This is a genomic window from Azonexus sp. (assembly GCF_049652925.1).
Classification (GTDB): domain Bacteria; phylum Pseudomonadota; class Gammaproteobacteria; order Burkholderiales; family Rhodocyclaceae; genus Azonexus.
Window position 1 is genome coordinate 215,587 of the sequence record NZ_JBASFI010000002.1, and the last position, 24,681, is coordinate 240,267.

Here is a 24,681-nt window from a genome sequence, read left to right on the forward strand (position 1 = left end):
CCTTTACTCCAGCGAATCGGCGGGGATTTTCCCGGCCAGGTAGGCGACGATGCTGTCCAGCGTCTGAACCTTGCCGTAGTCGGATTCGGGAATGTCGACGCCCAGCTTCTCGTGGATGGCGGCCAGCACGTTGAGCCAGTCCATCGAATCCAGATCGATCTGGGTGCGCAGGGGCTTGTCGGCGATGATCTTCGTCGGATCGACTTCCGGGGCCAGGCGCTTGACGATGGCGAGCACTGCCGTGCGGATTTGTTCTTGCTGCTGACTCATTTTTTTTCCCCCTGCGCCTCGGCTTGTTCCAGTGTCGAACTGTCCCCTTCGGGCAGTCCGAGTTCCCTTGCCTTGAGGAGCCGGCGCATGATTTTTCCACTTCGAGTATGTGGCAGCGCTGGCGCGAATGCAATTTCCTTCGGTGCCACCGCTGCCCCGAGCCGCCGACGGGCGTGGCCCATCAGTTCCAGACGCAGCTCTTCGCTCGGCTCGATCTGCTGCTTGAGGACGACGAAGGCCTTGATCACCTCGCCGGCCAGCGCATCGGGCTTACCGATGACGCCGGCTTCGGCGACCGCCGGGTGTTCCATCAATACGCTCTCGACCTCGAACGAGCCGATCAGATGGCCGGACGACTTGATCACATCGTCGCTGCGGCCGACGAACCAGAAGTAGCCATCGGCATCGCGCCGCACCAGATCGCCGGTCAGGTAGAGATTGCCGGCAAAGCAGTCGCGGTAGCGCTCAGGCTGGCCGAGATAGCCGCGAAACATTGACGGCCAGCCGGTTTCCAGCGCCAGTTCGCCGACCATGTCGGGCGTCTCGATTACCGTGACTGGCTTGCCCGCCTGGTGGCGAACGACATGGGCGGTGATGCCCGGCAGCGGGCGGCCCATCGATCCGGGCTTGATGTCCAGCGCGGCCGTGTTGGCGATCATGATGCCGCCGGTTTCGCTCTGCCACCAGTTGTCGTGGATCGGCTGGCCAAACGCTTCCGGGCCCCAGCACACCGCTTCCGGGTTGAGCGCCTCGCCGACACTCGCGATGAAGCGCAAATCGGGAAAACGGTGGCCGGCAAACAGTTCCGGGCCGGCTTTCATGAGCAGCCGGATCGCCGTTGGCGCGGTGTACCAGACATTGACCCGCTCGTTTTCGAGAATGTGAATCCAGCGCAGCGGGTCGAAATCGGCCTCGTCGACGATGCTCGTCACGCCCAAGACCAGCGGGGCAATGATGCCGTAAGAGGTGCCCGTCACCCAGCCCGGATCGGCCGTGCACCAGAACACGTCATCCGGCCGCAGGTCGAGTGCGGTCCGCGCCGTGGCGTAGTGCGTCAGGACGGCGCCGTGGACGTGGATGGCCCCCTTCGGCAGGCCGGTCGTGCCGCTCGTGAAATGCAGCAGGGCCGGGTCTTCCGGGCCGGTCGGCACCAGCGTCGGGGTATCCGGGGCGGCGCGGAGCAGGGCGTGGAGGTCCAGCGTATCCGCAAATGCGCCGGTGCCGAGGTCATCGACCAGCAGAACATGCTGGAGCGAAGGGAGCTCCGGGCGAAGTGCCGCGACCTTGCGCTGATAGGCGCTGGCCGTGGTGACCAGGACCTTGCCGGTTGCCTGGGCGATGCGGCTGCGAATCGGCTCTGGGCCGAAGGACTGAAACAGCGGCGAGACCACGGCGCCGATCTTGAGCGCGCCGAGCACCGCAACATAAAGCTCGCAGATGCGCCCGCAGAGCACGAAAACGCAATCACCTTTCGCCACGCCGAGCGCCTTGAGCGCATTGCCGAAACGGTCAGTCAGCTCGGCAAGTTCGCGATAGCTGACGTCGCGGGTGCTGCCGTCGGCGCCCAGGAAGCGGAAGGCTGTTTTATCGGCATGGGCCGAATGGGCGTGCCGGTCGACGGCCAACTGGGCAATGTTGATCTCGCCATCGGGGGCGACGCCAAGTTCACGACCAATGTCTGCCCAGGAGAACGCAGCATCGCCGGTCTTGTCACCGGCGGTACGCGCATCAGCAAACTGTTTTCGAATTAACGCCGGCTTCATCGGGGATTCCGCAGGAGGTATGCCGCCCGATTCTGCGCTGCGCTGTCGCTATCCGCAATGATGCGGCTCAAGCGGGCGCGAAATGAAGAACGCTTGGACGTGATGGTGAGCGACGCCGCCATCGTGACGTGTGCCTCGCCACCATTGAGATCCGGGAAGTCGCCATTTCAAATTCGGGCGTTTTTTACGTTTCACGTAGTAAACCCGGTTAACCGCAGGAATGGTCGGGCGTTGGCTTGGGATTGCTGCGGTGCTTTTTGGGTGGGGCATCGGTCAAAAACAGTAGATTATTCCGTGAACAGGTATCTTCGACGTTGGCCACAGTCCTTGTTCTTGAAGCGTTATAGCGCCGCCCTGATCTGACCTAGGGCGGCGCTATAACGTCCGGTTGCTTACGCGGTCAGCTTCAGCATCTCTTGATAGAGGTCTGATTTGCCTTCGAAGCCAATGCCAGGCAGGTCCGGCAAGGTGACGTAGCCGTTATCAACCTTCACTCCATCCGGGAAACCACCGTAGGGCTGGAAGAGATCCGGGTAGGATTCATTGCCGCCCAAGCCCAGGCCTGCCGCAATATTCAAGGACATCTGGTGTCCACCGTGCGGAATGCAACGGCTCGGTGACCAGCCATGCTCCTTGAGCATATCCAGCGTGCGCAGGTATTCGACCAGGCCGTAGCTCAGGGCACAGTCAAATTGCAGCCAGTCGCGGTCGGCGCGCATACCACCGTAGCGGATCAGGTTGCGCGCATCCTGCATCGAGAAGAGGTCCTCGCCGGTCGCCATCGGCTTGTCGTAGTAGTTGCGCAGCGTGGCTTGCAGTTCGAAGTCCAGCGGATCACCCGGCTCCTCGTACCAGAACAGGTCGTACTGGGAGAGCGCCTTGGCGTACTGGATGGCGGTATCAAGGTCGAAGCGCCCATTGGCATCGACGGCCAGCTTCTGGCCATCTTGCAGCACGCTCAGAATCGAATCGATGCGGCGCAGGTCTTCGTCCAGGGAGGCGCCACCGATTTTCTTTTTGACCACGGTATAGCCGCGATCAATGTAGCTGCGCATCTCGTCCTTGAGCTTCTGGTGATCCTGGCCCGGGTAGTAGTAGCCACCGGCGGCATAGACAAAAATGCGACGATCCGGCGTGCCGTTGCCATAGCGCTCGGCCAGCAGTTGGAAGAGCGGCTTGCCTTCGATCTTAGCGACCGCATCCCAGATGGCCATATCGATGGTGCCAATAGCCACCGAACGCTCACCATGGCCGCCCGGCTTTTCGTTGGTGAACATGCAGTTCCAGATCTTGTGCGGGTTCAGGTTGTTGCCTGTGGAGTCAACCAGGCTCTCTGGCTCGGCTTCCAGCAAACGCGGGATGAAGCGTTCGCGCATCAGGACGCCCTGACCGTAGCGGCCGTTCGAATTGAAGCCGTAGCCGATGACCGGCTTGCCATCACGAATTACGTCGGTGACGACGGCAACAACACTCAGCGTCATCTTGCTGAAATCAATATAAGCATTGCGGATCGGCGAGCTGATCGGTACAGTTTTCTCGCGGATATCAACTATTCTCATGGAAGCGTCTCCTGTTGGTTTTCAGGGCAGACCATTCAGCCCCGGTGATCAAAGAGTAAGTTGAAGCTCCCGGCCCGTGTTTCACGCCAACTGACATCACTATTAAGTTTTTTTGAAAACTGCCAGCTCCTCCGAACTTGAATTCTTTGTGCTGATGGCGCGACATGGCAGCCTGTCGGCGGCCGCCCGTGCTCTCGACATCACACCTCCCGCCGCGACCATGCGCCTGGCTGCGATCGAAGAGCGCCTCGGTGTCAGGCTCGTCAATCGCAATACACGCAGGATCAGCCTGACCAGCGAAGGCGAGATCTACCTGCTGCATGCAACACGCCTTTTGGCAGAGCTGCAGGAAATGGACGATATTGTTTCCAGCAGCAGGCAGGCGCCACGCGGCTTACTGCGCGTCAATGCGCCGCTCGGATTTGGTCGGACCGTGATTGCACCGTTGGTCTCGACCTTCACGGCAAGATACCCCGATGTCGAAATCCAGCTTGAAGTCACGGATCGACCGATTGATCTGATTGATATGGGATTCGATCTGGCGATCCGATTCGGCGAGCTACCCGATAACCGAATCAATGCCCGGCGAATCATGTCGAACCGGCGCTATATTTGCGCTTCGCCGCTCTATCTGGAACAAAAGGGCACCCCCAAAAAGCTGGAGGATCTGGCCAGCCACCGCTGCATTGTGCACCGGCAGAACGACGACGCTTATGGCGTTTGGCGCTTCATACAGGATGGTCGGACGGAGGTCGTCAAGGTTCATGGCGCACTCTCCAGCAATGATGGGGACATCGTTCTCGGCTGGGCGCTCGACGGTCAGGGGATTGTTATTCGTTCAGAATGGGATTTGGCCAAGTATCTTGATAGCGGCCGCCTGAGGCGAATTCTTCCGGAGTTTTCTTTGCCGAGTGCTGATCTGTACGTTTACTACCCGAGCAAACAGAATCTGGCGGCTAGGGCGCGCACATTCATAAATTTCCTGGTTGATCAGCTAGCAACGGATAGGTAAGCAACGACCTCCTGTCTCTCGTTTGCGACCAGGGAAACCCCATTTCAAATTTGGCCTTTTTTTTACGTTTCACGTAGTAAACCCGGTTGACCGTGGGAATGGCCAACTGGCCTATCAAGCATTTGATTCTGACGCTTCGGATTCCTTGATCAGTCGCCGGCTTTCCTTTGGATCGCGGAAAATGAGTGGCTGTGTCTGGCGGTCCGGGTTTTCAGCATTTTCCAGCGCGCTGCTGACGATTTTGTGGTGCGGGCTTTTCGGGCAGACGGGGTCGGCCGCGTCGGCGTCGCCGGCCAGCAGGTAGGCTTGGCAGCGGCAGCCGCCCAGGTCTTCTTCCTTGTGGTCGCAGTCGCGGCAGGGCTGTTTCATCCAGCCGGTGCCGCGGTAGTGGTTGAAGCCGTCCGATTCGTACCAGATGTCGTGCAGGCTGCTGTCGCGGACGTTCGGGAAACTCAGGCCGGGCAGCATGCGGGCGGTGTGGCAGGGTAGGGCAGTGCCGTCCGGCGTCACAGTGAGGAAGACGTCACCCCAGCCGTTCATGCATTTCTTCGGCTTGCCTTCGTGGTAGTCGGGAACGACGAAGAGGATGCGCATGCGCTCGGCGAGTTTGGCCTTCCATTCGTCGGTGATGGCTTCGGCGCGGCGCAGTTGCTCGCGCGACGGCATGAGCTGGTCGCGGTTGAGCAGCGCCCAAGAGTAATACTGGGCGTTGGCCAGTTCCAGGTATTCGGCGCCGAGGGCATCAGCCATCTCGATGATGCGGCCGATGTGGTCGATGTTCAGGCGATGGATGACGACGTTCATGACCATCGGCCAGCCGCGCGCCTTGATCATTTCGCCGACCTTCTGCTTGAGGTCGAAGGTGCGGGTATGGGTTAGGAAATCGTTGACCTCTTTGGTCGAATCCTGGAAGGACAGCTGGATGTGATCGAGGCCGGCCGCCTTGAAGGCATCGAGTCGCGCTTCGGTCAGGCCGACGCCGGAGGTGATCAGGTTGGTGTAGTAGCCGAGCTGGCGGGCTTCGCCGATGAGGATTTCCAAATCGTCGCGCAGCAGCGGTTCGCCGCCGGAAAAGCCGCATTGCACGGCGCCGAGCTCGCGCCCTTCGCGCAGCACGCGCAACCAGTCTTCAGTGCTCAGTTCGGTTTCGTGTTTGGCGAAATCGACCGGGTTGTAGCAGAACACGCAGTGCAGCGGGCAGCGGTAGGTGACTTCGGCGAGCAGCCACATCGGCGGGCCGATCTTGGCCGGGGCGTTCATGCTTTGGCTCCCGTTTCCAGTTTCAGCCAGCGTTTTTCGACAGCCATGGCGAGAAAGGCTTCGACGTCGCTGCGCAAACCGCTGGTTGAAAAGGCCGCTTCAAGATCGGCAACGATGGCCGCGATGTCGCGCTGGCCATCGCAGCGGGCGAGGATTTCGCCGCCGCTCTGGTTGAGCTTGATCATGCCTTCCGGGTAGAGCAGCACGTGGCATTGCTGCGCCGGCTCCCACTGAAAGCGGAAGCCGTGGCCGAGGCGCGGCGTGCCGTCCATCAGGCGACTTTCCGTTCGGCGGTGACCCCGTTGGTGCCGTAGTGCTGGCCCATGACGTCATTCATCGACCACAGGATGTCGAGCTTGAACTTGAGAATCTGCACGGCGCGTTCCTGCATGGCGCGGGTGCGGAAATAGTCGAGTGTGACATTGAGGCCCTGAATCACGTCGCGCGGCGCCTGGCTGGTCCGGTTGCGGAAATACTGCAGGCCGGACGACTCGATCCACGGGTAGTGGCCGGGCCAGGTGGCCAGGCGCTGCAGGTGGATGACCGGGGCGAACAGTTCGGTCAGCGACGAGCAGACGGCCTCCTGCCACGGGGCGCGGCGGGCGAAGTTGATGTAGGCGTCGACGGCGAAGCGCACGCCGGGCAGCACATGGCGCAGGTCGACGATTTCCTCGCGCCTCAGGCCGACGGATTCGCCGAGGCGTATCCAGGCTTCGATGCCGCCGGCGTCGAGCATTTTTTCGCCATTCGGCAGGCCGTATTCGAAGCCGTCATGGTCGAGGATGCGCTGCACCCAGCCGCGGCGTACTTCGCGGTCCGGGCAGTTGGCCATGATCGCTGCGTCCTTCACCGGAATGGCGATCTGATAGTAGTAGCGGTTGGCGACCCAGCCACGGATCTGCTCGGGCGTGGCGTGGCCGGTGTTGAGCATGACGTTGAACGGATGATGGATGTGATAGGCCTTGCCGTTTTCGCGCAGCTGCGCTTCGAACTCCTCGCGGCTCCAGGCCGGGCGGCCGTCGTCGGCGTCGTGGGATTCGGCAAGGATGTCGGCTCGGATCATGGTTGTCTCTCTTTGTTAGATGGTGATGCGGGTGCCGTCTTCGGCGACCTCGATGCCGCGCCGGGTCAGTTCGGCGCGCTGCGGTGAGTTTTCGTCGAGGATGGGATTGGTGTTGTTGATGTGGATGAGGATTTTGCGCACGTGTTTCGGCAATTCATCCAGCCAGTCCATCATGCCGCCGGAGCCGGATTGCGGCAGGTGGCCGATGTCGCGGGCGGTCTTGGTGGACAGGCCGGCAGCGATCATTTCGTCGTCCGTCCAGAAGGTACCGTCGACCATCACGCAATCAGCTTCGGCCATGCGGGCGAAGACTTCCGGCGTGCGGGCGCCGAGGCCGGGGGCGTAGAACAGCTTGGCGCCGCTCGCCAGATCGGTGATGCTTACACCAACATTGTCGCCATCCACCGAGGCTTCGCGGTGCGGCGAGTAGGGCGCCGCCTTGCTGGACAGCGGCAGCACGGAGAATTCGATGCCTGGCACCCCGGGCATGGCAAAGGGCGTGCCGTCGAGCGGGATGTCGTGGCGGTCGACACCGCAATAGTGCTCAAGCACGCGCAGCACCGGGTTGCCGGTGGTCAAGTCTTCGTAGACCGGCTCGGCGCACCACAGGGGCATCCTGGATTTCTGCTCGCGCAGCATGAAGAGGCCTGTGGCGTGGTCGATCTGGCCATCGACGAGGAGGGTGCCGCCGATGCCGGTGTCGCGCAGGGCGCGGTTGGGCTGCAGTTCAGGCGTCGCCTTGATCTGTTGCAGGATGTCGGGCGAGGCGTTGAGCAGGGTCCAGTCCTGGCCGTCGTCGGCGCTGACGCAGATCGATGACTGGGTGCGCGGTTTGGCGCGGACGCTGCCGTCGCGCAGGCCGGCGCAATTGCGGCAGTTGCAGTTCCACTGCGGAAAGCCGCCACCGGCGGAGGCGCCGAGAATGATCAGTTTCATGATTGAGTGGAGCCGTCATCGCCAGCCGGGGCCGCGATGACGGCGGGTCCCTTAGCGGGCGGCGATGTACATCGTGATTTCGAAGCCGAAGCGGAAGTCACAAGCGGTCGGGGTGTCCCATTTCATTTCGATAGTCTCCGTTATGGATTGAATGTCCGGCGGCACAGTCTGCCGGTTGTCCGCCGTTTTCAGCGATGCGGCGGACTGGAATGAACTATCGCGTGGCAGCCGATTTGGCGCCCCGGGGGAATCATGAAGTGGCCATCGTGATTTTCATGAGATTCGGCTAGCGCTCGTCTGGCGGGCGTTGGCGGTGGTTAGAATGGCCGGCATGACTGCCTCTCCCTCCGCACTGTATTGCCCGTCACCGCCGTTCGATAGCGGCTGGTTGCCAGTCTCTGGCGGCCATCGTCTTTACCATGAAGAGCGTGGCGCGCCGACGGGCATTCCGGTGCTGATCCTGCACGGCGGCCCGGGTTCCGGCTGCTCGCCGCTGATGGCCGGCTTCTTCGATCCCGAGCGCTATCACGTCATCCTGCTTGACCAGCGCGGTGCCGGGAAAAGCCTGCCGGTCGGATGCTGCGAAGAAAACACGACGTCTGTGTTGATCGACGACATCGAGGTTTTGCGCCGGCATCTGGGTATTGATCGCTGGCTGGTGATGGGCGGTTCGTGGGGTGCCACGCTCGGTATTCTGTACGCCGCCGCGCATCCCGGGCAGCTCAGCGCTCTGCTGCTGCGCAACCCTTTCCTGGCGCGGGTGGCTGATCTCGACTGGTTCTTTGGCGGCGCCCGCCTGCACCATCCAGAAGCGTGGCAACGCTGGGCAGCGCTCGGCGCGCCGGAAGCGCCGGGCGCCATGCTGCGCTGGCTGACTGAGTGCTTCCGCAGTACGCCACCATCAGCATTGGCGGCGCACGTCGCCGCCTGGCATGTCTGGGAGTGCGCCCTGGCCAGAACGCCGAGCCGGGACTTGAGACCGGCCGATATCGATTTGCTGCAGCTGCGCTACTGCCTGCAACTCCATTATTTCGGCCACAACTGCTTCATTCCGGAAGGCGGCGTGCTGGCCGCTGCCGAGCGCGTCGCGGCGGTGAACGTGCCGATCCATGTTGTGCAAGGCCTGTCCGATCACGTTTGTCCGGCCAGCGCGTCGACCGTCTTGCTGGAGAAACTGCAGAATGCCGGCTGCACCTGGGTCCAGGACGTCGGGCACGATCCCTATGCTCCGGCCATGCTGGCAGCGACACTTGGGCTGGTCGAATCCTTTGCGGCGCTTGGACGGTTCACACCCTGATCCGGGACTGCGACAAAAATCTCGTCGCGATCTTGAAAAACAGCCTTCCTGTCATCATATCGGAGCAATGTATGCCTCTCGGAATCAGGAGGCATTTAGCTGCGTCGCCTTGATTCAACTGGAGGCAGTACCTTGAAAAACTTGCTCTCGATCTTGCTGTTGTCCGGTGCTGCCTGCGCCTTCGCTGACACGAATCCTCGCCTGCTGGAACTGAAGGCCGAATACAGTCAGTTGCATGAGGAACAGCAATCGATGTACCAACAGTTCGAAATGGCCCAGGAGTTGCGTCGCAACGAACTGCGTGAGCGCCAGCCGCCGGCGGTCCAGGGATTTTCGGCGCAGGGTGGCAACCCCGATGGCCAGGTATCGATCGATTTCAACGAAAACGCTCGCCGCCAGCTCGAAAAGCAGGACCGCCTGCATGCCTACGACCGCGAGATCAGCCAGACTCACGCCCGGTACATGGAACTCGCCGCGCGAAAGAAGGCGCTGCTCGACGAAATCAACGAGTTGGCGAAAACGCCTCCTGAAGCCGTTGAAGAGCCGGCGCCGGCAAAGTCACCGGCTCGCGCCAAAAGCTCGCGCTCAAGCCGCGAGAAATAGCTTAGTCGGCGGGGCGCATTGCCATCGCCCATTGCCCGGCGCGCCGACCGCTGCGCACGGCGCCTTCGAGGGTCGCCGGGTAGTCGGCCCAGGTGTAGTCGCCAGCCAGGAAGAGGCGCGGGTTTGAGGTTTTGAAATCCGGACGATGCAGGCCGGGAATGGCCGCGAAAGTGGCGCGTTTTTCGCGGATCACCTTGTGCCAGCCGGTCGGGTTCGGCCAGCCGAGTTCTTTGTCGAGAGCGCCGGCTAGCGCCGCGTCGTCAAGTTTTTCCCAGTCGCCATGTCCGCTCAGAACGCAGGCCAGCATGCCTTGGCCGCGGTCGACAACCCACTGGCAATGGCCGCCGAGGCGGTTGCTCAGCGGGAAAGGAGATTTCATTTTTGGCTCAAAACTCCGGTAGACCGTGGCAATTGGCTCGTAGGCGTAATTTGTTGCCGCGGCGGGCCACAGGGCGCCGACATGCTGCGGCGCGGTGGCGATGATGGCCGCAGCGAAGGTTTCACCGTCGATGGCGATGCCGTTTTCAGCTTCCATGATCTGGCTGACCCGCGTGCTCAGGCGGATTTGTGCGCCGTGCGCCTGCAGCCATTGTCCAGCAGGTTTCGGTAGCAATTGGCTGAGGTCGACGCGGGGCAGCAGCAGGTCGGTGTCTGCGCGACGCGAACTGCCCAGGCTGTCGCGCAGCACGTTGGCGAACAGTTGGGCCGAGGCGCGTTCGGCCGGCAGGTTGAGTGCAGCCAGGCAGAGCGGCTCCCACAGGTGGCGGCGCAGGGCACCGGTTTGGCCGGCGGCGTCCAGCCATTCGGCTACGGTCGTTTCGCCGGCCAATTTGAACCCCCTGCGCTTGATGCCATCCATCCAGAGCGCTGTTCGCAGCTTTTCACCACGGCCGACCCCGTGGGCGCTGAGCAGTCCCCAGGCGAAGTTGAGCGGGGCGGGCAGGTGGGGCAGGGCGAGGCGAAAGCCGGTGTTGTCGATGACTTGCAGCGGGCGGCGGTCGAAGAGTTCATCGGGATCGGCGCCGACCTGACGCATCAGCGCCAGCGTGTCGCGGTAGGCGCCGAGCATGATGTGTTGGCCGTTGTCGAGCTGGTGGCCGTCGACGTCGACGGTCCTGGCTCGGCCACCCAGCACGCGGCCGGCTTCGAATAGCGTTGTTTCAGTGCCGGCGGCAGTTAGCTCGACGGCGGCGGCAATGCCCGCCCAGCCGCCACCGATGACGGCGATTTTCAAGGAATTAGGCCTTGATCCAGGTCTTGACCGCCAGCCACAGCTTGCGTGTCGGCGGCAGCGAAATGCGCTGGTGGAGTACCTGGAAATTTTCGCGTTTGATCTCGTCGAGCACGGTGCGATAGATCGCTGCCATGATCAGGCCGGGGCGCTGGCTCTTGCGGTCGACGGCCGGTAACTGGGCGAAAGCCTGCTCGTAGTACTTCTCGGCGCGTTCGTACTGGAACTGCATGAGGGCCGTGAAATTGTCCGAATACTTGCCGTTCAGGATGTCGGCGGCCGGCACGTTGAACTGCTTGAGTTCGTCCATCGGAATGTAGATGCGGCCGCGCCGGGCATCTTCGCCGATGTCGCGAATGATGTTGGTGAGCTGGAAAGCCATGCCCAGATCGTGGGCGTATTTCTGCGTCTGGCGGTCGGTATAACCGAAGATTTCAGCGGCGAGCAGACCGACGACACTGGCCACACGATAGCAGTAGAGCGACAGGCCCTTGAAGTCGAGAAAGCGCGACTGCGTGAGGTCCATCTCCATGCCGTCGATGATTTCCAGCAACTGCTCTTTGGGCAGGTTGATGCTCTTGTCGAGCCCGGCCAGTGCCAGACCGACCGGGTGCTGCGGCTGGCCTTCGGCGACGCGTTCGATTTCCTGGCGCCACCAGGCGAGCTTGGTCGAGGCGATGGCCAAGTCGTTGCATTCATCGACGACATCGTCGACTTCGCGGCAGAAGGCGTAGAGCGCCATGATGGCGCGCCGGCGTTGCAGCGGCAGGAACAGGAAGCTGTAATAGAAGGAGGAGCCGCTTTTGGCGCACTTCTCCTGGCAGTATTGGTCGGGATTCATGGGGTCACATTCTAATGGAACGGCCAGCCAGAACGAGCCAGTCCCATTTGCCAAGTTTCGGGCGGCGCGTGAAAACGTCGCCGCGCACCTGGCGGATACGCTCAAGAATGCGCAGGCCGCCCTGCATGGTCAGGCGAATTTCCCAGCCGAGGCGGCCGGGCAGGGCATGGACGAGCGGAGCGCCGCGCTTCATGAGCGTCGTCGCCCGGTCGATCTCGAAATCCATGAGCGCGGCCCAGTTGGCCGACCAACGGCTCCGCGCGATGTCGTCTTCGCTGAGGCGGAAATGCGGGAAGTCGGTCAGCGGTATGTAAATCCGGTCTTTTTTCCAGTCGACCGCAACATCCTGCCAAAAATTGATCAACTGCAAGGCTGTGCAGATGCAGTCGGACTGTTCGAGGTGATCCGGCTCGATCCGGCCGAAAAGATGCAGCACCAACCGCCCGACCGGATTGGCCGAACGTCGGCAGTAATCGAGTAATTCCGGGTAATCGGCGTAGCGCGTCTTCACCACGTCCTGCGCGAAGGCATCGAGCAGGTCGCGGAAGAGCTGGATGGGCAGTTTGTACGCGGCAATGACTTCGGCCAAGGCGACGAACAGCGGCGTCTGCGGCACGCTGCCGGCTGCGATGCGATCCAGCTCGGCCCGGTAAGCGTTCAGCCCGGCCAGGCGCTCCTCAGACGAAGCATCACCCTCGTCGGCAATGTCGTCAGCGCTGCGGGCAAAGCGGTAAATTACTTCAATCGGACGGCGCAGTTTGGCCGGCACGAGCAGCGAAGCAACAGGAAAGTTTTCGTAATGATCAACGGACATCGTGGTCTGCTCTGGAGATTGCGGCTCAGTCGGTGCTAGAATTCGCCCCGCCTGCCCAGGTGGCGAAATTGGTAGACGCACCAGATTTAGGTTCTGGCGCCGAAAGGTGTGGGGGTTCGAGTCCCTTCCTGGGCACCATTTTCAGCACTTCGCTGAAAAACTGGTCGGCTGGCATCCGGAAACCGGCCGCATTTGGATGGCCGCCACCACCGTAACGCGTGGCGATCACCGAAACATCGAGGGTCTTGCCCTTCGAACGCAGCGAGGCCTTCACTTCGCCATCCCCCGATAGTTGCCAGATCAGCCCGAAACTGCCGCTTTGCTCGGCCAGCGCGTTGCCCAGCTCCGAGGCGAACAGCGCATTGGCGTTGATGGCAATGCCGGGAACGGTTAGCCAGGCCTGTTCATCATGGGTAACGATCGCTTGACCGTGGCGCTGCGCCTGCAATGGATCGACCGGTTCGCCGCGCAGTTGGGCCGGCATGCGCAGTGCGCTGAGCGCCAAACGTGCAATTTCCTGCTGATAAAACTGCTCGATGGCTCCACCTTGCCCGAGCATGTCGAGATAACGCGGGGCGCTTTCATCGGGTGTGTCGAGCACAAGTTGATGCCAGACAGGAAAGTCGAAAGGCAGCAGGCGCAGGGCGCGGCAGAAGGGGCGGGTGCTCGGAGTAAAGCGCCACATGTCCTGCTCTTCGACGTGCCGGAGTGCCAGCGGCGTCGGCGTGCTGGGGTGAAAATGCTCCCACGCCAGTCGGGCGCCTGACTTTTCCAGGTCGAACAGGATGCTGAGCGGCAAGTCCGGGTGCTGGTAGCTGCGCAGACCGTTCTCTCCGGACTGCAACTTGTCGCCCCAGGCCTTCAGAGCTGAGGCGTGATGGTCGATCTGGGTGACCGAGGCAGCAACAGAAGTCATCGTTTCGAGAAATTCAGGCGGAAACGAGAAATCGAGGATGAATACTGCGTGGCCGGCAACGTCGGCCAGCGCCCAAGGCTCGCCGTGATGCATCGGCCGATAGGTGGCTGCATCGCCGAAATGGCACCAGGCAGCATAAGCGGCGCCGAAGCCATCAAGGCAGTCGGCGTGGTAGATAACAAAAACCGGGGGCTGAGCCGACATGCTCAGTAATGCGGCGGAAGGTCGTCGCGCAGGCTGCGCTGTTCGTGCGGCTGGGCATTTTGTGCCTGTTCGCGCAATGCACGAATTTCACGGAAGAGCAGATCGATCTGCTCTTGCTGGCGGAAAACCAGGCGATTCAATTCCTCGACGAGGTCTTCGGTATAGCTGATCTTGATTTCAAGTTCGGTGATGCGCGATTCCACAAATAGTCCTTATTTTTCGCTGCGCCAGTCGCGCAGGGTTTCCTTGGGTGGCGGCGGGGGCACGTCGTTACGCGGCGACCGGAGCAGCGGCAGGGCAGCCCCCAGCACGAATATCAGACAGATTCCGAGAATAATCCAGCCTTCGTTCATGGCTTTCTCCGTTGCATAAGCAGCAAGTGTACTTGGCTTCGCAAAAAATCGCGAAGGGCTGTTGACATCGGCTTTTACGTCTGTAAAATGCGCGCTTCTTTAGGCGGTTAGCTCAGTTGGTTAGAGCGCCACGTTGACATCGTGGAGGTCGTTGGTTCGATTCCAATACCGCCTACCAAAATTCCCAACGGAGCTGAATTGATGATTTTCCGAACTTGCACTGCAGTTCAGAAACACTAATCGAGTCAGCCTTCGTTTGACCAAAAAAGTGCGGCTCACCCCCGCACTTTTTTTTCGCCTGGATATTTGCCATGCCTGATATCAAACTGCCTGATGGTTCCATCCGCTCTTTTGAACAGCCGGTAACAATCGCCGAAGTCGCGGCCAGCATCGGCGCTGGCTTGGCCCGCGCGGCGCTGGGCGGCAAGGTTGATGGCAATCTGGTCGATACCTCGTATCTGATCGAAAAAAATGTCGATCTGGCCATCATTACCGAGCGCGACCCTGAAGGCCTTGAGCTGATTCGTCACTCGACCGCCCACCTGTTGGCCTACGCAGTCAAAGAGTTATTCCCGGATGCGCAAGTCACCATCGGCCCGGTCATCGAAAACGGTTTCTACTACGACTTCGCCTACAAGCGTCCTTTCACCCCGGAAGACCTGGTGGCTATCGAAAAGCGCATGGCCGAACTGGCCAAGAAGGATATTCCGGTAACCCGTGAAGTCTGGGCGCGCGATGATGCGGTCAAGTTCTTCCTCGACCTCGGCGAAAAGTACAAGGCCGAACTGATCGGTGCTATTCCGGCCGATCAGCAGGTTTCACTCTACCGCGAAGGCGATTTCATCGACCTTTGCCGCGGTCCGCACGTGCCGACGACGGCCAAGCTCAAGGTCTTCAAACTCATGAAGGTGGCCGGTGCCTACTGGCGTGGCGACCATCGCAACGAACAGCTGCAGCGCATCTACGGCACGGCCTGGGCCAAGAAAGAAGATCTCGACGCCTACCTGTACATGCTGGAAGAGGCTGAAAAACGCGATCACCGTCGCCTGGGCAAGCAATTTGACCTCTTTCATATGCAGGACGAAGCGCCGGGTCTGGTTTTCTGGCACCCCAAGGGCTGGGCGATCTGGCAGGAAATCGAAAGCTACATGCGCGCCGTTTACCGCAACAACGGTTACCAGGAAGTGCGTTGCCCGCAGATTCTCGACAAGGCCCTGTGGGAAAAGTCGGGTCACTGGGAGCACTACAAGGACAACATGTTCACGACTTCGTCGGAAAATCGCGATTACGCGGTCAAGCCGATGAACTGTCCGGGGCATGTCCAGGTCTTCAATGCCGGCTTGCGTTCTTACCGCGAGCTGCCGCTGCGTTACGGCGAGTTTGGCTCCTGCCATCGCAACGAACCGGCCGGCGCCCTTCACGGCCTGATGCGCGTGCGCGGCTTTGTGCAGGATGATGGTCACATCTTCTGCACCGAAGACCAGATCGAATCCGAAGTTACGGCCTTCAATGCGCTGGTCAAGAAGGTTTATGCCGATTTCGGTTTCAGCGATGTGGCCGTCAAGCTGGCCTTGCGTCCGGATAGTCGCGTCGGTTCCGACGAAGTCTGGGACAAGGCCGAGGATGCGTTGCGTCAAGGCCTGCGGGCTTCCGGCCTGGAATGGACCGAGCTGCCGGGCGAGGGCGCCTTCTATGGTCCGAAAATCGAATTCCACATCCGGGATGCCATCGGCCGTTCGTGGCAGTGTGGCACCATGCAGGTCGACTTCTCGATGCCGGGTCGTCTCGGCGCGGAATATGTCGGCGCTGACGACACGCGCAAGGTCCCGGTCATGCTCCACCGGGCGATCCTTGGCTCGCTTGAGCGCTTCATCGGCATTCTGATCGAAAATTTCTCCGGAGCCTTGCCACTGTGGCTGGCGCCGGTTCAGCTAGTTGTCCTGAATATTTCCGAAAAGCAGGCCGATTACGCCGCGGATGTTGCGCAAAAGCTGCATCAGGCTGGCTTCCGCGCCGAGTCCGATTTGCGTAACGAGAAAATTACCTATAAAATTCGGGAACATAGCTTGAACCGGCTGCCTTATCAGCTCGTTGTGGGCGATAAGGAAAAAGCGGACGGACTGGTGGCCGTGCGGACTCGCGGTGGTCAGGATCTCGGACAGATGTCTGTGGATGACCTGATCAAGCAGCTTCAGAATGAAGTTGCGGCGCGGAGTGGCACGGCTTAATTTTTGTTGTTTTCGGGGGTTTCACCATAGCTCAGAACAAGGCGCATCGCCTCAACGAAGAAATTACGGTTCCGGAGATTCGTCTCCAGGGTGCAGAAGGCGAACAGCTCGGCATTGTCAGCATTCGCGAGGCTTTGCATATGGCTGAAGAAGCCGGTGCTGATCTGGTCGAGATTGCGCCGACCGCGAAGCCGCCAGTCTGCCGCATCATGGACTACGGCAAGTTCAAGTACCAGGAACAGAAGCGCGCTCACGAAGCCAAGTTGAAGCAGAAGCAGGTGCAGGTCAAGGAAATCAAGCTGCGCCCGGGCACCGACGAAAACGATTACCAGATCAAGCTCAGGAACATGACGCGTTTCCTGGAAGAAGGCGACAAGGTCAAAGTGACCCTGCGCTTCCGGGGCCGCGAAATGGCGCACCAGGAATTCGGTATGCGCCAGCTGGAACGGATCAAGGCAGACCTCGACGAAGTAGGGGCAGTCGAGCAGATGCCGAAGATGGAAGGTCGTCAGATGATCATGATCATCGGGCCGGCCAAGAAGCAGCAAAAGTAGTTACATAAGTGCTTTCGGGTAGTCAAAGCGTTTCCGTAGTGGGAACCACCTGACGGCATGTCATTAAGGAGCATTAAATGCCCAAAATGAAGACCAAGAGCAGCGCCAAAAAGCGTTTCTCGATCCGCGCCGGTGGCAGCATCAAGCGCGGTCAAGCCTTCAAGCGTCACATCCTGACGAAGAAGACCACCAAGGTGAAACGCCATCTGCGCGGTTCCGTCACAGTCAATGCGAGCGATTCAGCATCCGTTCGCGCCATGATGCCCTACGCATAAGGAGATAGAAGATGCCTAGAGTTAAACGTGGTGTAACGGCGCGCGCGCGTCACAAGAAGATTCTCGTCCAGGCCAAGGGTTACCGCGGTCGTCGCAAGAACGTCTATCGCGTCGCCAAGCAGGCGGTGATGAAGGCCGGTCAATACCAGTACCGTGACCGTCGTCAACGCAAGCGTCAGTTCCGTGCTTTGTGGATTGCTCGTATCAATGCCGCTTCTCGTGAGCTGGGCATGAAGTACAGCACCTTCATGAATGGTCTGAAGAAGGCCAACATCGAAGTCGACCGCAAGGTTCTGGCCGATCTGGCAGTGTTCGATCAGCCGGCTTTTGCCGCTCTGGCCGCCCAGGCCAAGGCGCAGCTCGGCGCCTGAGCGATAGCGTAATTAAAAAAAGGAGGCGCAAGCCTCCTTTTTTAGTTTCTGCCGCCGCTTTGCGGCTTCACGTCGGCTACGCCGACATGAGCCTTCACTGAAACGTGCGTTTTGTTGGTGGACGTCTATGGACAATCTCGATCAAATCGTTAGCGAAGCCCAGTCGGCTTTCGCTGCCATTTCTGACCCCGATGCACTGGAGCAGGTAAAAGCCCGTTTCCTCGGCAAGAGCGGGCAGATCACCGAACTTCTCAAGGGTCTGGGCAAACTGCCGCCGGAAGAGAAGAAATCTGCCGGTGCCGCGATCAACGTCGCCAAGACGGCCGTTGAAGCTGCGCTCAACGAACGTCGCGAAGCGATCCGCAAGGCTGCGCTGGAAGCGCGCCTGGCTGAAGAGGCGCTGGACGTCACACTGCCCGGTCGCGCCGAAGTGCGCGGTGGTCTGCATCCGGTGACACGCACCCTAGAGCGTATCGAGTCGTTGTTCCGCTCCATTGGTTTCGAAGTGGCCGACGGCCCCGAGATCGAGGAAGACTTTTTCAATTTCACAGCCATGAACACGCCCGACGATCACCCGGCGCGTTCCATGCACGATACCTTTTACCTGCAGAACCCGGACGGCACGGTGGCTGACAAGGTGCTGCTGCGGACCCATACCAGCCCGATCCAGGCGCGCTACATGAAGGCGCACGTCGAACGCTACGGTCAACTGGAAAAAATGCCCGAAATCAGAATCATCGCGCCGGGCCGCGTCTATCGTGTCGATTCCGATGCGACCCATTCGCCGATGTTCAATCAGGTCGAAGGCCTTTGGGTGGGCGAGGGGGTTTCGTTTGCCGACCTCAAGGGCGTGATCGCCGATTTCCTGAGAAGCTTCTTCGAGACCGATGACCTCAAGGTTCGCTTCCGTCCGTCTTTCTTCCCGTTTACCGAGCCGTCGGCCGAAATCGACGTCGCTTTCATGAGCGGTCCGCTTGAGGGTCGCTGGCTGGAAATTGCCGGTTGCGGCATGGTGCATCCGGATGTGCTGCGCATCGCCGGCATCGATCCGGAAAAATATACCGGCTTCGCCTTCGGCTTCGGTCAGGATCGCCTGACCATGCTGCGTTACGGCGTCAATGATCTGCGCCTCTTCTTTGAAGGCGACCTCCGTTTCCTGAGGCAATTCGCATGAAATTTTCCGAATCCTGGTTGCGTACCCTTGTCGACACCAAGCTGTCGAGCGAGGAGCTTTCCCATCTGCTGACCATGGCCGGCCTTGAAGTCGAAGGTCTGGAGCCGGTCGCGCCCCAATTCAACGACGTCGTCGTCGCTCAGGTGCTCGAAGTCGTCAAGCATCCCGATGCCGATCGTCTGAACGTCTGCAAGGTCGATACCGGCCGTGATGAGCCGACGACCATCGTCTGTGGAGCGCCGAATGTCGCCGTCGGCCTTCGCGTTCCTTGCGCCTTGCCCGGCGCCAAGCTGCCCGGCGATTTCGTTATCAAGATCGCCAAGGTGCGCGGCATTGAGTCCTCCGGCATGCTTTGTTCTGCCAAGGAACTCGGCATTGCCGAAGAGGCCTCCGGCCTACTGGTTTTGCCGGCCGATGCACCGGTTGGCCAGTCGATTCGCCAATATCTCGATCTCGACGACAATCAATTTGAACTCAAGCTGACGCCGAATCGTGCTGACTGCCTGTCGTTGACTGGTGTGGCGCGCGAAGTGGCGGCCATTGCCGGCGCCCAAGCCAGGCTGATCGAGGTGCCGGAAGTAGCGGCAACTATCGCCGATCAGCGTGTCGTTGTGCTCGATGCACCAGCTGCCTGTTCGCTTTACTACGGCCGCGTCCTGAAGGGTGTCAACGCCAAGGCGCCGACGCCTGAATGGATGAAGCGTCGCCTCGAGCGTAGCGCTATCCGCTCGATTTCCGCGCTGGTTGATGTCACCAATTACGTCATGCTCGAACTCGGCCAGCCGCTGCATGCCTTCGACAACACCAGGCTCGAAGGTGCTGTGCATGCCCGCATGGCCAGAACCGACGAAAAGCTGTTGCTTCTGAACGAGCAGACCATCGCCATCGATGCCGACATTCTGGTCATTGCGGACGATGCCAAGCCGCTGGCCATGGCCGGCATCATGGGCGGCGAAGAGAGTGGCATCACGCTGGAAACCAGCGAATTGTTCCTCGAATCGGCCTTCTTCGCACCGAAAGCGATTGCCGGTCGTGGCCGCCGCTACGGCTTCGGTTCCGATGCTTCGCATCGCTTCGAGCGCGGCGTCGATTTCGGCGGCACGCGTCGTGCCATCGAGCGTGCCACGCAACTGATCATCGATATCTGTGGCGGCGCGGCCGGTCCGGTCAGCGAGGCCAGGGCCGAAATGCCGGCACGCAAGCCGGTACGTCTGCGCACGGCGCGCGCCTGCGCAGTGATCGGCATGGCTTTTTCTCCCGAACAGATCGCCGGTTTGTTCAGTGGTCTCGGCTTGCCCTTCGTTCGCGAAGGCGATGATTTCCTGGTGACTCCGCCAACCTGGCGCTTCGACATCGAAATCGAGGAAGACCTCATCGAGGAAATTGCTCGCCTGCACGGCTACGACAATATCCCGGCCCCGGCGCCGCGTGGCAACATGAAAATGATGGTGCAGCCCGAAGCGCAACGTCCGGCGGCCCGCGTCCGCCAACTGTTGGTCGATCGCGGCTATCAGGAAGTGGTCAATTTCGCCTTCGTCGAAGAAGCTTGGGAGGCCGATTTCGCCGCGAAGACCGCAGAAGCTGATCTGATTCGTCTGGCCAACCCGATCGCCAGCCAGATGGCCGTGATGCGCTCGACGCTGTTTGGCGGACTGATATCCAATCTGCTGACCAATCTCAAGCGCAAGCAGAACCGTGTCCGCCTGTTTGAAACCGGCCGTGCGTTCGAGCGCAATGCCGCAGCAACGCCGGTTCCCGGCTTTGCGCAATCCTGGAAGCTCTCCGGTCTGGCCTACGGTAGCGCCTTGCCAGAAGGCTGGGGGAGCGCTTCGCGCAAGGTTGATTTCTTCGACGTGAAGGGCGATCTGGAAGCCTTGCTGGCACCGGCCCAACTGCGTTTTGAAAAGCTTGTCCATCCGGCCCTGCATCCGGGGCGTTCTGCGCGCGTGTTGCTCGATGGCCGAGAAATCGGCAGTCTGGGAGAACTGCATCCGGAATGGGTGCAAAAATACGACTTGCCGCAGGCACCAGTTGTCTTCGAGCTGGATTTTGATGCCGTCAAGGCGGTGCAGGTTCCGGCTTATGCCGAGGTCTCGAAGTTCCCGCCAGTGATTCGCGATCTGGCCATCGTTGTTGATCAGAATGTCACTTTGCAGACCTTACTTGACGGCTTGACGGGACAGGTTTCTGACCTTGTTCAAGACATCCAGTTGTTCGATGTTTACGTCGGCAAGGGCGTTCCCGAAAACAAAAAAAGCCTTGCGTTCCGGATAGTTATGCAAGATACTCAACGCACTTTGCAAGATTCGGAAGTTGATGCTGCGATGCAGCAACTGGTGTCCTGTTTCGAACAGGCATTCGGTGCTCAACTGCGTGCCTGACGGAAATAATAACGATGACGCTAACCAAAGCTGAGCTCGCGGACCTGCTTTTCGAAAAAGTCGGTCTTAATAAGCGTGAGGCCAAAGACATGGTCGAAGCTTTTTTTGAAGAAATCCGAAATTCCCTGGAAACCGGTGACGGCGTAAAGCTCTCTGGCTTTGGCAATTTTCAGTTGCGCGACAAGCCGCAACGTCCAGGCCGGAATCCGAAAACAGGTCAGGAAATTCCCATCACGGCGCGTCGCGTTGTGACTTTTCACGCCAGCCAAAAGCTGAAATCCGACGTTGAGCTTGCCTTCGATGGAACCGCGGCATAAAACACTGGGCGGCGAAGAATTGCCGCCCATCCCCGCCAAGCGCTACTTCACGATTGGTGAAGTCAGCGAGTTGTGTGGTGTCAAGCCCCATGTGCTGCGTTACTGGGAGCAGGAGTTCAATCAACTCAAACCAGTAAAGCGGCGTGGCAATCGTCGCTATTACCAGCATCACGAAGTCTTGCTGGTTCGGCGTATTCGTGAGCTTCTTTATAATCAGGGTTTTACCATCAGCGGTGCGCGCAATCGGCTTGACGAGGGTGGTGCTGTCGAAGTTGCTGCGGTCAACTCGTCCGACGTTGGAAAGATGCCGGGTGGCCTGCGTGGCGAGCTACAGTCCATTATCGAGATCTTGCGGCTATGAATCCGGCTGTTTTTGGGTATAATGGCGGGCTTGTCGGGGCGTAGCGCAGCCTGGTAGCGCACTTGCATGGGGTGCAAGGGGTCGCGAGTTCGAATCCCGCCGCCCCGACCAAGAGAATCAAGAACTTAGGCCAATCTTCGGATTGGCCTAAGTGCTTTATAGGTCCGAATTTTGAAAATTCCCCCCACATTTCCCCCCACAGATTCGTGGGCTGTTATGAGACTACTTTCGTAGCACCCGTGGAGTTTTCTAAATTTCCGGAGAAAATCGATCTCACAGATTCCAAATATATCGAGGCTTCAACTGGCCATATTTGTCTGGGCTTGCTCAATGGCGTCAAGAAGCGTTGGCCAGATCACTGCGACAAGGCTTTAGCTTGGCTATGCGCTCTGGCTAAATGACTGTGAAAGCGGCACCAAATCGGCTACATTTTGCGATTCGGCATTTCCGGACTGAAGGACCATGCAACTGCTCCATATCTCTGATATTCATTTCCGAACACCGGATTGCAGGACTCCGGACATGGATCCAGAGCGCCCTTATCGGACCTTATTAATGCGGGATGCCCGTGATCGTGTCCGTACGTTGGGTTCCGTGGATGCGATCCTTGTGGGGGGGGACATTGCGTTCAAGGGGCATCGCGAAGAATATGAAGCAGCCTACGCGTGGCTAATGGAACTGGCTCAAGCGACTGGGTGTCCGCCGGAGAGGATATTCGTGGTGCCGGGAAACCACGATGTGGATCGGAACGTAATCACGTCGACGCCCGCAGTTCGAAACGCCCAAAAGGCAATTTATTTGGCACAACCGGAAAAACGGGAGCGTGAGCTTCGAACCCAATTTACCGACACCCAGACGAGTTCGTCACTTCTCGCCCCTCTGGCCGCATACAACGACTTCGCCAAGCTCTTCAACTGTCAAGTCTACTCACCAGACCGATTGTTCTGGAAACAGGATATGGATCTTAACGGCGGTGTGATGCTCCGCCTTTACGGACTAACCTCCACTCTTCTGTCTGGGATGGACGGAGAAAACGACAAGTGCGGTGAACTCTACCTTAGTCCCCTTCAGGTTCTGCACCCGCTGGATGACGTCGTTAATCTCGTAGTGATCCATCATCCTCCTGATTGGCTTATGGACGAACAAGACGTCAATGACATGGTCAACAACCGTGCGGTAATTCATTTGTTCGGGCACAAGCATCTGCAGCGAGTCGTGACAGACGACGGCTATATGCGCTTCAGCGCCGGTGCCGTCAATCCGGATCGGCAGGAAAAGGGATGGGAACCAGGGTACAACCTGATCAGCCTCCAGGTGGTAGGCTCTGGACGGGAAAGGGCCCTTGAGATCGAGGCTCACCTGATGGTGCTGCAATCTACTCCGGAGCGCTTTAACCCGCGGCGAACCCGGGGTGGGGAAGAGGTTTTCCGGCATCGTATTTCGATTCCCGGATATGTCTCGGAGATTGCTGCCGCTACGTCACGACCTGCAGTGGCAGTCGAAGTGCCAACGGCGACTGCGTCTGCCGCCCGTGATGATGTGGAGGCCTCTATGAGCGAAGAGCATACTAGGAACCTGATTTTCCGGTTTTGGAAGCTGACCGGCAGTCAGCGCCGGGAAATAGCTCTGGGACTAGGCCTTATCGAGGAAAAGGACCTTGCGATACCGGAGCCGGAGCGCTATGGGCGGGCTCTGCTGGTTGCCCGTGAACGGGGGCTACTTGATCAGGTTACCAATGAAATTGCAAAAAGGGAGACAAAATAATGGTTACTGAGGCATCCACGCCGGTACATCCTGACTTCGCACGCTGGTATAGCAGCGTTGGCCTTGGTGATGAAGAGACACGGCGTAAAGGCCGCTGGATAGGTGTTTGTTTGATCGTTGAGCGGGCTGAGACTCCCATGGTTGAAGCGCTGATCCGCCTGGCTTTCAAGTCCAAGCAGTTGGCGCAAGAAGCGTTAGTGAAACAGGTTCGCGCCATTTTTAAGGAAGCTGACGAGACGTTCGAAATGCAGGGGAACGACCGTGAGTTGCAGATTCTTGCGGGCTCTAGCCTTGCGGTACTCATGGATAGTGAATCCGACTCCGCAGCATATGCCGCTTTGGCAGTGACGACCACGGCTTTTGCCGGTGCGAGGATGTCGGACTTGCCGATGGATCTGGTGAAGCTGGCGGAGGACGCACTTGTCCACATGGCAGTTGCCAATCGCGAACGACCGAAGCTTGACAGTTTGTTGGCAGACGATGAGGAAGAGCTCGAATTCGACGAGCCAGCGGAGCACGTACGACAAAACCAAAACTTCCCCGAAGTCGCTGCGGCCTTCGATATGGTTGCGGAGACCATGGGGAATGCCATCAAGCAAATTGCCGAGCGGCAAACCGGCGCCCTGCAAGCGATGGATACCTTGATTCAAATCCAGGACGAGGAACTGCAAATGCTGTGGTGGCTTGTTGGCCAGCGCAGCAAGGATTACAAGTGCTCCTTTGGCGACCTGCCGGCGGACGCCCAACCCTTAGTTTTTGCTTCAGAATTGGCCGATGCCACTCGAATTTTGCCAGGGCCACCGTCGGCGCCCGCCATGCTTTCGCGGGCGGGGGTCAAGGACAGGAAGAAAATTGCCATTTCCGATGCGATCAATGGGGCGGATCCGGCGTGGTTACGACAGCTTATCGGTGACTTCAATCCGTCGCCAGTCACGATGCCGCTACACTACGCAATTGTCCGCCAACTGGAGACCGGGCCTGGGGACGCTTGGCTTCCCGGATGGGCTGCGGCGACCGGCGTAGGCAACAATCTGACGTTGCCGGGGCTTACTCTGGGCACGCTGTTTTATCGCGAACGTTTGTTGATCCTCCTCGGGTGACCCCATGACTGAAGTTGACCGGGAAGTCATGGAG

The 24,681-nt window shown here is 59.6% G+C and carries 28 protein-coding genes, 3 tRNA genes and 1 pseudogene; 18 read left to right on the forward strand and 14 right to left on the reverse strand.

Annotation, left to right across the window (positions count from 1 at the left end; genetic code table 11):
- Window positions 1-3: 3 nt before the first annotated feature.
- The 3 genes from WBK19_RS01190 to WBK19_RS01200 form a co-directional block, all read right to left on the reverse strand.
- Window positions 4-270: an acyl carrier protein gene (locus tag WBK19_RS01190; RefSeq protein ID WP_511286178.1), complete on the reverse strand. Its 267-nt coding sequence runs from the start codon at window positions 268-270 to the stop codon at window positions 4-6.
- Window positions 267-2,033: an acetate--CoA ligase gene (gene acsA / locus WBK19_RS01195; protein WP_511286180.1), complete on the reverse strand. Its 1,767-nt coding sequence runs from the start codon at window positions 2,031-2,033 to the stop codon at window positions 267-269. The genes WBK19_RS01190 and acsA overlap by 4 nt, the downstream gene beginning before the upstream one ends.
- Before the next feature lie 392 nt (window positions 2,034-2,425).
- Window positions 2,426-3,592 carry a mandelate racemase/muconate lactonizing enzyme family protein gene (locus WBK19_RS01200; protein WP_511286182.1) on the reverse strand — a complete coding sequence of 389 codons (1,167 nt, stop codon included), beginning with the start codon at window positions 3,590-3,592 and terminating at the stop codon, window positions 2,426-2,428.
- Between the two features lie 112 nt (window positions 3,593-3,704).
- On the opposite strand from WBK19_RS01200, the gene WBK19_RS01205 reads away from it, so the two are divergent.
- Window positions 3,705-4,604 carry a LysR family transcriptional regulator gene (locus WBK19_RS01205; protein WP_511286184.1) on the forward strand — a complete coding sequence of 300 codons (900 nt, stop codon included), beginning with the start codon at window positions 3,705-3,707 and terminating at the stop codon, window positions 4,602-4,604.
- Between the two features lie 114 nt (window positions 4,605-4,718).
- Here WBK19_RS01205 and pqqE read toward each other — a convergent pair whose 3' ends face one another.
- From pqqE to pqqA, 5 genes are read right to left on the reverse strand one after another with little or no spacing between them, the layout of a single operon-like run.
- On the reverse strand, window positions 4,719-5,864 hold the full coding sequence (pqqE, locus tag WBK19_RS01210; RefSeq protein WP_511286186.1) for a pyrroloquinoline quinone biosynthesis protein PqqE: 1,146 nt from the start codon (window positions 5,862-5,864) through the stop codon (window positions 4,719-4,721).
- Complete coding sequence (pqqD, locus tag WBK19_RS01215) at window positions 5,861-6,136, reverse strand: pyrroloquinoline quinone biosynthesis peptide chaperone PqqD (protein WP_511286187.1); 276 nt, start codon at window positions 6,134-6,136, stop codon at window positions 5,861-5,863. The genes pqqE and pqqD overlap by 4 nt, the downstream gene beginning before the upstream one ends.
- A complete protein-coding gene (gene pqqC / locus WBK19_RS01220) occupies window positions 6,136-6,927 on the reverse strand; it encodes a pyrroloquinoline-quinone synthase PqqC (protein WP_511286189.1) in 792 nt (263 codons plus the stop codon). The genes pqqD and pqqC overlap by 1 nt, the downstream gene beginning before the upstream one ends.
- Window positions 6,928-6,942: 15 nt before the next feature.
- Complete coding sequence (pqqB, locus tag WBK19_RS01225) at window positions 6,943-7,863, reverse strand: pyrroloquinoline quinone biosynthesis protein PqqB (protein ID WP_511286191.1); 921 nt, start codon at window positions 7,861-7,863, stop codon at window positions 6,943-6,945.
- Between the two features lie 51 nt (window positions 7,864-7,914).
- Window positions 7,915-7,989, reverse strand: a complete 75-nt coding sequence (pqqA, locus tag WBK19_RS01230; protein ID WP_511286281.1) for a pyrroloquinoline quinone precursor peptide PqqA — start codon at window positions 7,987-7,989, stop codon at window positions 7,915-7,917.
- A 205-nt stretch (window positions 7,990-8,194) separates the two neighbouring features.
- On the opposite strand from pqqA, the gene WBK19_RS01235 reads away from it, so the two are divergent.
- Window positions 8,195-9,160, forward strand: a complete 966-nt coding sequence (locus tag WBK19_RS01235) for an alpha/beta fold hydrolase (RefSeq protein ID WP_511286193.1) — start codon at window positions 8,195-8,197, stop codon at window positions 9,158-9,160.
- Window positions 9,161-9,292: 132 nt separating this feature from the next.
- On the forward strand, window positions 9,293-9,763 hold the full coding sequence (locus tag WBK19_RS01240; RefSeq protein WP_511286195.1) for a hypothetical protein: 471 nt from the start codon (window positions 9,293-9,295) through the stop codon (window positions 9,761-9,763).
- A gap of 1 nt (window position 9,764) precedes the next feature.
- Here WBK19_RS01240 and hpnE read toward each other — a convergent pair whose 3' ends face one another.
- The 3 genes from hpnE to hpnC are packed head-to-tail and all read right to left on the reverse strand — an operon-like array spanning window position 9,765 to window position 12,649.
- Window positions 9,765-10,997 (reverse strand): hydroxysqualene dehydroxylase HpnE, encoded by a 1,233-nt coding sequence (hpnE, locus tag WBK19_RS01245; protein WP_511286197.1) that lies wholly within the window; start codon window positions 10,995-10,997, stop codon window positions 9,765-9,767.
- Window positions 10,998-11,001: 4 nt separating this feature from the next.
- The gene (gene hpnD, locus WBK19_RS01250; protein WP_511286199.1) at window positions 11,002-11,835 is read right to left on the reverse strand and encodes a presqualene diphosphate synthase HpnD; all 834 of its coding nucleotides are present in this window, start codon (window positions 11,833-11,835) and stop codon (window positions 11,002-11,004) included.
- Window positions 11,836-11,839: 4 nt separating this feature from the next.
- Window positions 11,840-12,649, reverse strand: a complete 810-nt coding sequence (gene hpnC / locus WBK19_RS01255; RefSeq protein ID WP_511286201.1) for a squalene synthase HpnC — start codon at window positions 12,647-12,649, stop codon at window positions 11,840-11,842.
- A 53-nt stretch (window positions 12,650-12,702) separates the two neighbouring features.
- Between hpnC and WBK19_RS01260 the strand changes: the two genes are divergently transcribed.
- Window positions 12,703-12,787, forward strand: a tRNA-Leu gene (locus tag WBK19_RS01260).
- Between the two features lie 7 nt (window positions 12,788-12,794).
- Here the strand turns inward: WBK19_RS01260 and WBK19_RS01265 are convergent.
- Window positions 12,795-13,133 (reverse strand): annotated as a pseudogene (locus WBK19_RS01265) (DHHA1 domain-containing protein); the annotation flags it as partial.
- Here WBK19_RS01265 and WBK19_RS01270 point away from each other — a divergent pair.
- Entirely contained in the window at window positions 13,059-13,415 is a 357-nt protein-coding gene (locus tag WBK19_RS01270; protein ID WP_511286203.1) for a hypothetical protein, read from the forward strand. The pseudogene WBK19_RS01265 and the gene WBK19_RS01270 sit on opposite strands and share 75 nt — an antisense overlap.
- A 108-nt stretch (window positions 13,416-13,523) precedes the next feature.
- Window positions 13,524-13,778: a hypothetical protein gene (locus tag WBK19_RS01275; protein WP_511286205.1), complete on the forward strand. Its 255-nt coding sequence runs from the start codon at window positions 13,524-13,526 to the stop codon at window positions 13,776-13,778.
- On the opposite strand, the gene WBK19_RS01280 is transcribed toward WBK19_RS01275, so the two are convergent.
- Complete coding sequence (locus tag WBK19_RS01280; RefSeq protein ID WP_226405127.1) at window positions 13,772-13,972, reverse strand: SlyX family protein; 201 nt, start codon at window positions 13,970-13,972, stop codon at window positions 13,772-13,774. The genes WBK19_RS01275 and WBK19_RS01280 overlap by 7 nt on opposite strands.
- A 9-nt stretch (window positions 13,973-13,981) precedes the next feature.
- Window positions 13,982-14,122 carry a hypothetical protein gene (locus tag WBK19_RS01285; protein WP_511286207.1) on the reverse strand — a complete coding sequence of 47 codons (141 nt, stop codon included), beginning with the start codon at window positions 14,120-14,122 and terminating at the stop codon, window positions 13,982-13,984.
- 101 nt (window positions 14,123-14,223) lie between these two features.
- Here WBK19_RS01285 and WBK19_RS01290 point away from each other — a divergent pair.
- The 12 genes from WBK19_RS01290 to WBK19_RS01345 all read left to right on the forward strand — a co-directional run bounded on the left by WBK19_RS01290 (window position 14,224) and on the right by WBK19_RS01345 (window position 24,647).
- Window positions 14,224-14,300 (forward strand) — tRNA-Val (locus WBK19_RS01290).
- Between the two features lie 133 nt (window positions 14,301-14,433).
- A complete protein-coding gene (thrS, locus tag WBK19_RS01295; protein ID WP_511286209.1) occupies window positions 14,434-16,350 on the forward strand; it encodes a threonine--tRNA ligase in 1,917 nt (638 codons plus the stop codon).
- Window positions 16,351-16,376: 26 nt separating this feature from the next.
- Window positions 16,377-16,904 carry a translation initiation factor IF-3 gene (gene infC / locus WBK19_RS01300; protein WP_226405727.1) on the forward strand — a complete coding sequence of 176 codons (528 nt, stop codon included), beginning with the start codon at window positions 16,377-16,379 and terminating at the stop codon, window positions 16,902-16,904.
- Window positions 16,905-16,981: 77 nt separating this feature from the next.
- A complete protein-coding gene (gene rpmI, locus WBK19_RS01305) occupies window positions 16,982-17,179 on the forward strand; it encodes a 50S ribosomal protein L35 (protein WP_511286211.1) in 198 nt (65 codons plus the stop codon).
- Between the two features lie 11 nt (window positions 17,180-17,190).
- The gene (gene rplT, locus WBK19_RS01310; protein WP_226405131.1) at window positions 17,191-17,550 is read left to right on the forward strand and encodes a 50S ribosomal protein L20; all 360 of its coding nucleotides are present in this window, start codon (window positions 17,191-17,193) and stop codon (window positions 17,548-17,550) included.
- 127 nt (window positions 17,551-17,677) lie between these two features.
- Window positions 17,678-18,724: a phenylalanine--tRNA ligase subunit alpha gene (gene pheS / locus WBK19_RS01315; RefSeq protein ID WP_511286213.1), complete on the forward strand. Its 1,047-nt coding sequence runs from the start codon at window positions 17,678-17,680 to the stop codon at window positions 18,722-18,724.
- Window positions 18,721-21,105, forward strand: coding sequence for a phenylalanine--tRNA ligase subunit beta (pheT, locus tag WBK19_RS01320; RefSeq protein WP_511286215.1), 2,385 nt, complete (start codon window positions 18,721-18,723; stop codon window positions 21,103-21,105). The genes pheS and pheT overlap by 4 nt, the downstream gene beginning before the upstream one ends.
- Window positions 21,106-21,113: 8 nt before the next feature.
- Window positions 21,114-21,422 carry an integration host factor subunit alpha gene (locus WBK19_RS01325; RefSeq protein WP_226405729.1) on the forward strand — a complete coding sequence of 103 codons (309 nt, stop codon included), beginning with the start codon at window positions 21,114-21,116 and terminating at the stop codon, window positions 21,420-21,422.
- Window positions 21,406-21,783, forward strand: coding sequence for a MerR family transcriptional regulator (locus WBK19_RS01330; protein WP_511286217.1), 378 nt, complete (start codon window positions 21,406-21,408; stop codon window positions 21,781-21,783). The genes WBK19_RS01325 and WBK19_RS01330 overlap by 17 nt, the downstream gene beginning before the upstream one ends.
- A gap of 34 nt (window positions 21,784-21,817) precedes the next feature.
- Window positions 21,818-21,894: transfer RNA gene (locus WBK19_RS01335), tRNA-Pro, on the forward strand.
- A gap of 351 nt (window positions 21,895-22,245) precedes the next feature.
- The gene (locus WBK19_RS01340; RefSeq protein ID WP_511286218.1) at window positions 22,246-23,547 is read left to right on the forward strand and encodes a metallophosphoesterase; all 1,302 of its coding nucleotides are present in this window, start codon (window positions 22,246-22,248) and stop codon (window positions 23,545-23,547) included.
- A gap of 137 nt (window positions 23,548-23,684) precedes the next feature.
- Complete coding sequence (locus WBK19_RS01345; RefSeq protein WP_511286220.1) at window positions 23,685-24,647, forward strand: GTPase-associated system all-helical protein GASH; 963 nt, start codon at window positions 23,685-23,687, stop codon at window positions 24,645-24,647.
- Window positions 24,648-24,681: the final 34 nt, after the last annotated feature.